Raw genomic sequence first — 11,579 nt, forward strand, 5'->3', positions numbered from 1 at the left:
TATCCTTATTTACCCATTTGCAATGTACGACTCAACATCTGCTTTGCCGCATCCGCGATTTGCACATTAGTTTGATACGAACGGGAGGCACTGATCATATTCGCCATCTCTTCCATTACATTGACATTAGAGTGAAAAATAAAACCATCTTCATCCGCTTTAGGGTGATTAGGTGCATATTCTCGATTTAATTCGGCAGTACTTTCAACAATCCCCTGCACTTTCACTCCTACACTACTATCGAGTCCACCCATTGCTCGATCTAACTCTGCCGCAAAAACAGGGTGACGCGCTTTATAGGTTTCATCAATGTTACTACTAACACTATTGGCATTGGCTAAGTTACTAGCAGTGGTATTTAATCGCACAGATTGCGCACTCATCCCAGTGCCGGCAACATCTAATACTTTTAATAAACTCATGATTTTTCTCCCACTAGCAATTATTGACCTTTAATGGCCATGCGTAACCCTGAAATCTTACTATTCAAAAAATCTAAACTAGCTTGATATTCCATACTATTTTTCATAAATAAATTTCGCTCAACTTCTAAATCAACAGAGTTACCGTCACCAGTATCTGGCTGATTAGAGGTGCGGTATAACACCCCATTTTGAGCCATTGAACTTGAGAAACCAGGCTTATGAAGTGTGTCAGTACGATTTAATGACATACCACTTCCTGACTTAGCTGCGTTTAAAGCATCTTTGAAATTAATATCTTTTGCTTTGTAATTAGGTGTATCAGCATTAGTGATATTAGACGCTAAAATCTCAGTACGACGAGAGCGAATACCTAATGTGTGTTGATGAATGCCTAATGCTTTTTCAAAGTTAAGTGCCATAAATTTCTCCTTTGCTTATACAAATGCAAAGCTTGTGCCAAAAGAATAATTAAAGGAAAAAGTTAGGTTTATTTTTGTTAAGAGAGGTAACTTGGAGGTTATGGTATCGAGTACATTAAACATATCATCTAAATTTCGCACTATAAAATAGTTAAATTCATGATGTAAACGGTTGTTATATTTACGAAAATAGACAACAAGAAGGTAGGCAGTTTTAATAAAAAGTAAGCGATTTATGTTGGTAAGTAAAAAATGGATATTATCTTAATGAAATAAGAGTAATAAAAACTGACTCTATCTGACTTTAATCGATGTAGGCATAAAAATTAATAATGCCTCAATAAAACATGGTATAAAAATAAAGCACAAAAAAAGAGGCAATAGTTGCCCCTTTAATATTTAACAAAAAATCGCTGTATTATTACTTCTTCAATTTATAAATAATACCTGGATTACAACGTACCATTTCAAATTTATCAGTTAACCCATTTAACGATTCAGAGGCACCTAAAATAAGATAACCACCTGGATTTAAAGCACCAGCAAACTGATTCAATATTTTAGCTTTAACGTCGTTAGAAAAATAGATCAATACATTACGGCAAAAGATTAAATCAAACTTACCCAATGATGCATAGCTATCTAATAAATTAAGACGCCTAAAAGAAGTCAATTTTTTGACCTCTGGTTTTACTTGCATTTTATTACTTAAACCGTGTACAGGAATAAAAAACTGACGCTTGCGAGTCTCAGATAAACCACGAGATAACGCTAACAGATCATACTGTCCAAGGTTACATTGCGCCAACATTGAGTCAGAAATGTCAGTGCCGATGATTTGTGTTGTTAGTTTACTTGTTGGTTTAGCCTTTACATATTCAAGGGCAGTCATTGCAATCGAGTATGCTTCTTGGCCGGATGAACTAGCCGAAGACCAAATTTTAATATTTTTCTTTGTCTCTAACAATTCAGGGAAAAGTTTATGAGTCAATAATTCAAAAGGATAAGTATCACGAAACCAAAGAGTTTCATTAGTCGTCATAGCATCAACTACAGCACTACGTAACTGCGAATTCATACTATTAATCACTTTCTCTATTAATTCATCTAAATCAGCCAAGTTAAATTGAGCTATAAGTGGACTTAAACGACTTTTAACTAAATATTGCTTATTATCCCCTAATACAATGCCACATTGTTTTTCTAGAAAAAGAGCAAATTTTTTATAAAGTTGTTCAGACAAAATTTTCACTAATAATTACCTGCATTCCATTGTGTGAGTTGAATTGATACTTTTTAAATAATAAAAATATTCTAATAAACTTACCATTAAAAATTATCTGAGTTAACTATACTTTTAACAGTTAATGACTTTTTGTACCGCTATCGCAAGTTCGTCCGGATTAAATTTAGCAATAAAGTCATTGGCACCGACTTTTTCAACCATTGCCTGATTAAAAATACCACTAAGAGATGTATGCAATATAATATATAAATCCTTCATATCAGGATGATTTTTAATCTCAGAAGTTAACGTATATCCATCCATTTCAGGCATTTCTACATCTGAAATCATTAAAGCGTATTTTTCAAATACAGGTTGAGTTTTAGAAACCTCTTGCAACATTTGAAGTGCTTCTTTACCATTTTTAGCAAGGTCACATTCTAACCCAAGCGCTGTTAAAGTACGTTGTATCTGCTTGCGGGCTACCGAAGAATCATCTGCTACCAGGATTTTTTTATTTTCCATATTCTCAATAGTAATTTGCTCTGTGACTTCGGTGTTAACAGGGGCAATTTCATCTAATATTTTTTCAACATCCAGCACTTCGACCAGTGAGTTATCGACTTCTGTTACCGCTGTTAAATAACTGTAGCGACTGCTACCAGCTGGTGGCGGTAAAATATCTTCCCAGTTGATATTAATGATTCGTTCAACTGAACCTACCAAGAAGCCTTGCACTGAACGGTTGTATTCCGTCACAATAATAAAACGGTTTTCTATGTCATCAATTGCTCGACCACCAGTTGCCAAATTCATGTCAATAATAGAAATTGCTTGTCCACGGACATATGCGACACCACGAATGGCTCCATTTAATTTAGGAAGCACAGTTAAAGGAGGACATTGTAAGACTTCTCTTACTTTAAATACGTTAATACCATAACGTTGAATTCCACCTAACTTAAAAAGCAATAGCTCAAGTCTATTTTGTCCTACCAACTGGGTACGTTGGTTAACTGAGTCTAAAACTCCTGCCATATTCTATTCCTTTTTGTTATGGTTATTACTAAGTAAAAAGCATCTATAATATTTTTACTACGTTATTTCGTCATGAAACAAATTCACTTAACCTAAGGTGAGCAAATTGCTTCGATTTATTTTCATACTCCTAAGTCTAGGTACTTCTCATATTTTTGCATCATCTAATTACTCAAAAGAGGTAGAAAAATTTGCTGAAACGCTTATTTTTGATAAATACCAAGCAACTTTCGAATTAACAGATGAGCAAAAGCTCTATATAAAAGCAAACCCCATTACCAACCGAATTAATTTTACTGAATGTAAAGTCCCTTTAGAGGGGTATATTGTTGGTGACAAAATAAAAAGTAAAACCGCAGTAAAAGTTTCCTGTAAAGACAAAACACCATGGGATTTATATGTGCGAGTTAAAGTACAAACACTGATTCCATTAATTGTTAGTAGCCGCCCACTCAGTAAAGGCGAAACATTAGATGAAGATAATATAGAGCTGATTTACAAAGCTAAGTCACAAGTCAGAGGCAGCACATTCTCTGAGCTAGATCTGTTAAACGGTGTCAGACTTAAACGAAATGTATCATCTAAAAGAAGCATACGCTTTAAAGATGTTTGTTACGTCTGCAAAGGCGATAAAGTGACTATTACAGCAAACCAAAGCGGACTCAAAATAAAAGCCTCGGGTATTGCTTTAACAGATGGTAATATAGGCAGTACTGTAAGAGTTAAAAATACTAGAACCCAACGTGAAGTAGTTGGTACAGTATATGCTTTAAAAGAAGTACAAGTTTCTTTTTAAAAAGGCTGATTTTTGCTAATTTTAACTAAAGTTATTTAATCCTTTGCCGATACATTAACTGTGTAAACTAATTGGAATACGATTATGAGTATAAATATCAACCGTCAATCATTGCAAAATAGTATTGCGATTGACCAGAATAACTCACTCAAGAAAAATAATGGCAACATCGGTGATAAAAAAGAAGTACAAAATCCTCATAAAGATTCTGTACAACTAACATCACAAGCAGTGAATTTAAATAAAATGCAAAAACAAGCTTCAAGTGAGTCTCAAGTGGATATGAAACGTGTTGAAACACTAAAGGCAGCTATCTTACAAGGTGATTACAAAATTAACTCTACTCAGTTAGCTGAAAATATTAGCAAGTTTGAGAGCAACTTTAGCGATACTTACCCAAGTTAGTTCACCAGCTAAAAAGAATATGCAATGTTACAAGATCAGTTAAATGAACTACTCGACTCAATCAAAAAACTTCATCAATTACTTGATGATGAAAGAGCCTGCCTTAAAGAAAAATCCTTCGATAATCTCAGTTTAATATTATCCAACAAACAAAAGCAGTTACAAAGTATTGCTGGCTTAAATAAAGCGATTAGTAGTGAAGATAACTTATATTTAATCGAAAATAACAGCGAATTACTATCTCTTAAGCAAGATATAGAAACCCGCTTGATAACCTGTCAAAAAGATAATGATATCAATGGACGTTTGATTGAATTAAGCATGCAGAGTAATAAACACTTAATGCAAGTTTTAACACAGGCTAAAGGAAAAAACACAGTAACCTATGATCAAAAAGGTGTGTTGAGTAGTGCGAGTTTATTAGGAAAAAATATTCAAGCCTAACGTATCTGAATGCCTCTCTTACCTCTATACTCAGTTATCAATAAAGACCAAGCTAGTAATATATTTGACTCGGCACTCTAATAACCTCACTTCTATCGGTGAATTCAGCACTTTTAAGATACGGTAACGTCTCCATATTTAAACCAAGCTCAGTTATATATAAGTCTTTTTCATGGTAACTACGCAATACCTTCGCGCCTCTAACGAGACCTTTCACCTTGGTACTCATACCATCGTTGCGTAATTGATATTGTTGTACACTATTTTCAGAGCTCAACATAACCCCATAAACCTGCTCAGCAAGCTCTTTATAAGCTTCTAGCTTTGAAGCTTTAATAGCATTCAACATTTTTATATCATCGGTAGCTCCAGTCTGGGCGCTCATGGTTGCATATCCAATAGCGACAAATTTATAAGTATCGACTTTTTCAACTTCTACGACCTCTTTCTTAAATAAGGAGCAGCCACTTAATAACACGCTAGATAACAGCGCAGTTAATAAATATCTATGTGAATTTACCTTAAACATCAAAAACTCCTTATATAAACTGACGGACAAAACTAGTATTAATCCAGATAATTTATAACAAGCAATAATTGAACCAAGAAAGTTACATATCAATTATTTTAATATGTAACTAGGCCTTCGAAGATTAATTTAGTTAATAGTTGTTTTATTTCCGAACATTACAACAAAGGAATAAGCAATTTTAACGAGTAAAAAGTTAATTAGTTTCAACTTTAGAAGGTTAACTTGCTTGATCATTTTCCGAAATATTTATGACAAAATATTAGCGCTTGTAATGTGTATTACTTTGATAAAATATTCAATGAAATAACTTGGAAGGAACTACTTTGGATAATTATTTTCTGCTTTAGTGTCAGACAAGTAAATGTATCGAGCCAATTACCTGTCTAACACAAAATACGAACTATTCTACTAAGCGTACTAATACTCGATTATTATTACCACTATTGCGTGATATATAATTTCTAGGGCGGTAATCGTAAACTCCGCCAACAAACATACGTTCTGGAATAAATGCACTAGTAGTTGACTCGACTGCATTATCTATAGCATTAACGATTCTAACATTAACGATCACGCCTTCTTCGTTTCGAGAGATAGTGCCAGTCAATATACGTCCAACATCAACATTTTTGTTTAACTTTTTCCAATCTCGAGTCACAGCAAACTCACCAGCCGGTGTTACTTGAATACTGCCTGTTAATTTGTAGTCCACCACACGTAATTGCCTAATATGTAGCTCATGGATAAACTGCTCTGAAATAGTTTGTCCTAACCAACTAGTATTATTGTAGTCATTGAGATCGACTAAAGAAGTTAACGCTAGAGAACTGTTATGGTATTGGTCGTTATAATTATAGAGTAATTGATCTGCCATTTTACTGACGATTTCAGACAGGATTAATGATTTTTTACCTTGGAAAGTATACAAATGCCCATAGCCGTTAGAGCCAGTTTTCACTCCACCTGTATCGCTATCATGATCTGATAAATAATTATTACTAGTTGAATGAGCAATGTAGTAATAAAGATAATTTTCACTATTACGTGCAATTTCTTTTTCTTTTATCGCTTCATACTCTTTAGCCGACATAAGCTTTACAGAGGCACAGCCTTGAAGCATAAAAATCAATGTTGAAATAATAAATAGTATTTTCATTCAGACCTGCCTTGGTAATAAAATGTTATCTAATTATAACTATCGGCAAGATTAATTATAACTTTAGGGATAAAAGGAAACTTATTACAGATGAACGATAAACTAATTTGATAAAATCAAGCACAAAATACTTAAGAGAATTTAACTAAAGCGCTATCAATATCATCAGTGATTTAAATCAATAAGTAATATATACAACTCACCATTGACTAAGTTAATAAACTAACAGAAAATTACATACTTATATCGATTATGCTACACAAGAGATGTAAATTTTGCGCAAGGAAAATAACTTAATTTGAGTTAAATAGGCCAGCAAATCAGTACGATCGATATTATATAACTCTCTATAGCTCAACAGGATAGAGCACCCGCCTCCTAAGCGGATGATCGGGGTTCGAGTCCCTGTGGAGAGACCAATTCAAATATGCTTGTATAATATTACCTAACAAGCCCTATATAGCTTTCATATTAAGGCTTCTTAAATATCTTCAATATCACTAAATAAGAGTAATAAATGAGTCGATTAAGTCATAATTTTATAGGTAAACACTTCTCTATTTTATACTCAGAGCCTAAAGCTTAACCAACTAAAAATACTAGTTAAGTGAGATAACTTCTTCCCATTGAAATGGCTTCGTAAAATAAAAACCTTGTACTGTTACACCTGGTAACTTTTGGACGTGTTCGAAGTCACTCTTAGTCTCAATTCCTTCGATAATTACTTCTAGCTCATAAATTTTTGCCAGTTCATAAATAATATCTAAAGTAGGTTTTTTACCCGCAGCAGTGTCACCCAGACTTTGTACAAAAGAACGATCTATTTTAAGTGTATCTAAAGGGTAGTTAACTAGCTGATTAAATGAAGTATAGCCGGTACCAAAGTCATCTATTGCAATGCTAACGCCTAGAGATTTTAACTGCTTAAGAGATTCAATTGCTTGATAATCATCAGGCATTAAACAAGTTTCAGTTATTTCTAATTCTATTTGTGTAACATCTATATCGTATTCTTTAATGAGTGCTTTTAAACGCACATAAAAGTCATCATTTCTAAGTGATTTAGATGAGACATTGATGGCAAAAAAACCTTTAAAGCCGGTTTTATTTATAAGCTCTTTTAATTTGATGAAAGCATTTTCGGTTACCCATAAATCAATCATTAAAATGAGGTCTGTTTTCTCTGCGATAGGAATAAATATATCAGGTCCAACACTAGTATTGGCTAAATTAGGGCATCTCAATAAGACTTCGTAACCGGTTAGTACTTTTTCTTGAGCAGTATAAGCTGGCATGAATACTAATACGAATTGATCATTTTTGAGAGACTCAATTAATTGGTTTTCAATTTTGAGTTCGTTGTTTATTTTATCTTCTATCTCTGGAGTAAATAACTTGTAATTATTCTTCCCTAATTTTTTAGCTAAATACATTGCACTATCCGCTTGGCTTAAAAGGGTTTCTCCATCTTTTATTTTATTGATAGTATAAGAAATGCCAACGCTTGCATGAATATTAAACTTATTAACCCCTATATCAAAACTATCATGAAACAGAGCACAAACCTTCTCCCCCAATTTTTCTATTTCTAACAGAGAAGGAAAGCCATTAATTAGAACAACGAACTCATCACCGCCTAATCTTGCTATACTTTCAATTTTTTCATTATAAGTAGCATGATCACTCTCCTTTTTTAACATTACTTTTAAACGTCGACTAAAAATAATAAGCAAAAGATCGCCAACCTCATGACCATACGTATCATTAACATATTTAAAGTTATCTAAATCAATGAAAAATAAAGCCGTATAGTCACTGTTTTTTTTATCATTAATAATATCAAACAAAGTAGATAAAGAATTATTAAAGCTTCTTCTATTTGAAAGCCCTGTTAAAGGGTCATTGTTAGCAAGGTTATTAATTTTCTTAATAAGTGATATGTAACTTTCATTGAGCGCAGATACTTCATCTTCTGTTTTTAAGGGCTTTAATTCAATGGTCAACGATGCTTCAACTTCTTTTATACTCTTAGCAAGCTTAGTAACAGGAAATATGATTTGATTATCAATTAGCTTAACAACTATAAAATAACTAACCCCCATCAGTACAAAACTTAAAAATAAAAGCTTAATAAGAACAAGATTTAAAGTTTCAGAAAAATATTCATCATCAAGCTCAATGATGATTTCAAACAACTCAGTTTTAATCGTCGCATTATAATTATTGATTAATGAGTCAAATGGCAGTAGCTCAATGGATAATTCATTTACTATATTATTTGATGGGATAATAGCCGTCGATTTGATAAAACCATTATGTTCATTAATAAGTTCATCTACAGCTGCTCTTATTAAACCAACCCCAACTTGAGCTTGAACTATATACAAATCATCATTTGCATCATAAAACTGCTGGGATGTTAAATGATAAGGTGAAAAGACCTGAATTAAGTTAAGTAATTTTTGCTCCGTATCATCAATAAAATAGTAGTATTGTGATACCTTCTTAGTAGGCTTATTATTTATCTCGTCTAGTAAAAATTTGGTTTGTGATTTTAAATTTGGAACAGAAAATGGATCTTGAGTATTAATATGAACTATAAGCTGTTGTTTAGCATCATAAATACTAAAGTCATTAACCACATTTAAAGTATTATTTAAATTTGCTCCTTGATTAACAAACTGCTTTAAAAATTGGCTTATATAAGGCGCAGTTAACTGAACACCTTTCTCATTCTGAGTAAAAATAAGCGAAGCCTCTTTACTATCAATTTTATGTTGTAGATAACTCTGTGCATATGCAAGGTCATATTCTGTTTTTGTTACAGCAGCTTTCAGATACTCATTTAGTGAGTGGATTTTGTTTTCTATAATCTGATTTTTATAGATACCATAATAAATACTAGTCACTACAATAGAAACTAGCATTACAATAGGTAAGATAATGTATCTTATTTTTTTACCAAGCCTCACAATCGCACTACTCTGAGGTATTCAATATTGAAACCATTCTATTACGAACAATCCGACTTTCTGTGGGTAAAAGCTGATAACGATAACTTCTATTTAAGATATCTTCATTAGGAAAAATTTCACTATCATTTTTATACTCCTCATCGGCCAATAACAATGCAGTATTATTAGTCGTAGAAAACCACATTTCAGAAGCATTTTCATAAGCAATATCAGGCTTATTAATAAATGAAAGGAATGATTTAGTTGCTTCTTTAATAGTATTACCGGCAGGTGCAGTAAAACAATCAACGAAGAGCAAAGAACCTTCTTTTGGAACAACGTACTCCCAATCAGTTTGTCCCGTTGCTTTATTAAGGTTATATATATCTCCTGAATAAATAACAGCCATTGTTAGCTTAGAATTTTCTTTATATTGATCGACATAACTAAGTGGATAGCCATATTTTAAAAGATATTGTGATTGCTCCTTTAACAAGGAATAAGCAGACGTAAGCTCATCCTTACTCTCTGAGAAAGGATCTAGACCTTGTGATAGCAACGCAATTGCAACGGTATCAACATCATCTTTAAGCATCATAGTAGTGCCAATATGCTCTTTAGGCGGTATTAAGATTTGTTTCCAAGAGTCAATTTTTTCCTTAGATACTGTTGTTCTGTATGCTATTCCCATAGTGCCTGTTGAGTATGGAACACCATATTCGCTACATGCTTCAATAGATTGCGAACTATTATTTTTAATATTTTCTAACTTAGTAGCAGATAACGAAGTTAATACACCTTCCTTACCGTATATAATTGTTGTTGCATTATCAACAAGAACGAGGTCATATCGAGCTCCTTGTCCATTTACTAATAATGAGTTTCTTTCAACCTCATTATCAAAAAAGTACTGTTTTACTGTGTGCCCAGTTTCTTGGGTAAATTTATCAATGATAGCTTCAGAAATAAAATGCTCCCATATAAAGATTTTTATTTCATCGGCATGAATTGCCGTCGAAATTGTTGATGCGAGCATAGCTGTTATTAATTTTTTCATTTTATTCCCTTAAGAAAAAATACCTCTTACTAGTTACTTTAGCATAATTATTGGTTTATATATAAATTAGCTAACTTACTTACAATCAAACTTAATTAATATTGACCCATATCATCAATCAACAAGAGGTGCTTTTATTTATTTTTATCTTTCATTGGAAGGCTCGATTCAATTAATATAATGAATAATAAGATATTTTTAATTACCTGATACCGATACTGATCAAAAAACGTTAATGGTTAAGTTATCAAGCACAATTAGTTAGATGACAAGATTCAAACAATAATTGATAATTTCGATGACAAATGCTCAATTAATAGCGATAACAATGAGCGTAGCTTAATAATCGGGGCGCTGACTTGGGTCAGCAGGTTTTTGTGTTGGCTTTTAATTTTTATATCGTTTTTTATAAAGCAGTAAACCATAATAAAAATAAAGTTCAAAACATAACCCACTGCAGGCTGAAGCCAGCACCCCTTAAAAGATGTTTCGTCACTGGAAGGGTAAATATCTCTAGGCTCAGATGTCGTCGAGTTTCAGACATAAAAAAACCCTGTCGACGTGAGTCAACAGGGTTCGTTTAATGAGGCGCTTGGCGATGGAAAGTCGTCGCGGAGCTCCTCCGCTCGTGAAACATCGCTGTCGCGATACTCGCCCTACTTTCACGTAGCTCATCATAAATCAACAGAATTAAAAAAACCCAGTAAGAAAAGACCTACTGGGTTTGTTTAATTAGGCGCTTGGCGATGACCTACTTTCACATGGGGAGACCCCACACTATCATCGGCGCAGCTGCGTTTCACTTCTGAGTTCGGCATGGGATCAGGTGGTACCACAGCGCTATGGCCGCCAAGCATAAATTGTAATTAGGAAAGTGACATTCTAATGTTCTTTTTCGTTGTTCTATTCAATCAGAAATATGTAAATACGCTATCACAAGCGTTTATATTTTAACGTCTTCTTTGACAATCTTGGTAAACACCAACACTACTTAGGTGTTGTATGGTTAAGCCTCACGGGTAATTAGTACAAGTTAGCTCAATACGTTACCGCACTTACACACCTTGCCTATCAACGTTGTAGTCTCCAACGGCCCTTTAGGGAACTTAAAGTTCCAGTGAGAACTCA

11 protein-coding genes, 1 tRNA gene and 2 rRNA genes are annotated in these 11,579 nt (G+C 33.4%); 4 read left to right on the top strand and 10 right to left on the bottom strand.

Annotated features, from left to right (window positions below):
- Positions 1-5: 5 nt before the first annotated feature.
- The 4 genes from flgC to V5290_RS08155 all read right to left on the bottom strand — a co-directional run bounded on the left by flgC (position 6) and on the right by V5290_RS08155 (position 3,107).
- A complete protein-coding gene (gene flgC / locus V5290_RS08140; RefSeq protein WP_113820364.1) occupies positions 6-422 on the bottom strand; it encodes a flagellar basal body rod protein FlgC in 417 nt (138 codons plus the stop codon).
- Positions 423-442: 20 nt separating this feature from the next.
- Positions 443-844, bottom strand: a complete 402-nt coding sequence (flgB, locus tag V5290_RS08145) for a flagellar basal body rod protein FlgB (RefSeq protein WP_333383851.1) — start codon at positions 842-844, stop codon at positions 443-445.
- A gap of 421 nt (positions 845-1,265) precedes the next feature.
- Positions 1,266-2,096: a protein-glutamate O-methyltransferase CheR gene (locus tag V5290_RS08150; protein ID WP_333383853.1), complete on the bottom strand. Its 831-nt coding sequence runs from the start codon at positions 2,094-2,096 to the stop codon at positions 1,266-1,268.
- Between the two features lie 105 nt (positions 2,097-2,201).
- Complete coding sequence (locus V5290_RS08155) at positions 2,202-3,107, bottom strand: chemotaxis protein CheV (RefSeq protein WP_333383856.1); 906 nt, start codon at positions 3,105-3,107, stop codon at positions 2,202-2,204.
- Positions 3,108-3,204: 97 nt separating this feature from the next.
- Here V5290_RS08155 and flgA point away from each other — a divergent pair, with 97 nt between their 5' ends.
- The 3 genes from flgA to V5290_RS08170 all read left to right on the top strand — a co-directional run bounded on the left by flgA (position 3,205) and on the right by V5290_RS08170 (position 4,752).
- Positions 3,205-3,903, top strand: a complete 699-nt coding sequence (flgA, locus tag V5290_RS08160) for a flagellar basal body P-ring formation chaperone FlgA (RefSeq protein WP_333383857.1) — start codon at positions 3,205-3,207, stop codon at positions 3,901-3,903.
- 84 nt (positions 3,904-3,987) lie between these two features.
- On the top strand, positions 3,988-4,308 hold the full coding sequence (gene flgM, locus V5290_RS08165; RefSeq protein ID WP_333383860.1) for a flagellar biosynthesis anti-sigma factor FlgM: 321 nt from the start codon (positions 3,988-3,990) through the stop codon (positions 4,306-4,308).
- 24 nt (positions 4,309-4,332) lie between these two features.
- Entirely contained in the window at positions 4,333-4,752 is a 420-nt protein-coding gene (locus V5290_RS08170; protein ID WP_333383862.1) for a flagellar protein FlgN, read from the top strand.
- Between the two features lie 52 nt (positions 4,753-4,804).
- Here V5290_RS08170 and V5290_RS08175 read toward each other — a convergent pair whose 3' ends face one another.
- Entirely contained in the window at positions 4,805-5,281 is a 477-nt protein-coding gene (locus V5290_RS08175) for a hypothetical protein (RefSeq protein WP_333383865.1), read from the bottom strand.
- A gap of 403 nt (positions 5,282-5,684) precedes the next feature.
- Entirely contained in the window at positions 5,685-6,440 is a 756-nt protein-coding gene (locus V5290_RS08180; protein WP_333383868.1) for a FlgO family outer membrane protein, read from the bottom strand.
- 343 nt (positions 6,441-6,783) lie between these two features.
- Between V5290_RS08180 and V5290_RS08185 the strand changes: the two genes are divergently transcribed.
- Positions 6,784-6,859 (top strand) — tRNA-Arg (locus V5290_RS08185).
- A 180-nt stretch (positions 6,860-7,039) separates the two neighbouring features.
- On the opposite strand, the gene V5290_RS08190 is transcribed toward V5290_RS08185, so the two are convergent.
- From V5290_RS08190 to V5290_RS08205, 4 genes are all read right to left on the bottom strand, one after another.
- A complete protein-coding gene (locus V5290_RS08190) occupies positions 7,040-9,412 on the bottom strand; it encodes a putative bifunctional diguanylate cyclase/phosphodiesterase (RefSeq protein WP_333383870.1) in 2,373 nt (790 codons plus the stop codon).
- Positions 9,413-9,419: 7 nt separating this feature from the next.
- A complete protein-coding gene (locus tag V5290_RS08195) occupies positions 9,420-10,451 on the bottom strand; it encodes a spermidine/putrescine ABC transporter substrate-binding protein (RefSeq protein WP_333383874.1) in 1,032 nt (343 codons plus the stop codon).
- A gap of 738 nt (positions 10,452-11,189) precedes the next feature.
- Positions 11,190-11,305: ribosomal RNA gene (gene rrf / locus V5290_RS08200) — 5S ribosomal RNA — on the bottom strand.
- Positions 11,306-11,453: 148 nt separating this feature from the next.
- Positions 11,454-11,579 (bottom strand): 23S ribosomal RNA (locus tag V5290_RS08205); the annotation flags it as partial.

Source organism: Psychromonas arctica, from assembly GCF_036697365.1.
GTDB classification, from domain to species: Bacteria; Pseudomonadota; Gammaproteobacteria; order Enterobacterales; family Psychromonadaceae; genus Psychromonas; species Psychromonas arctica_A.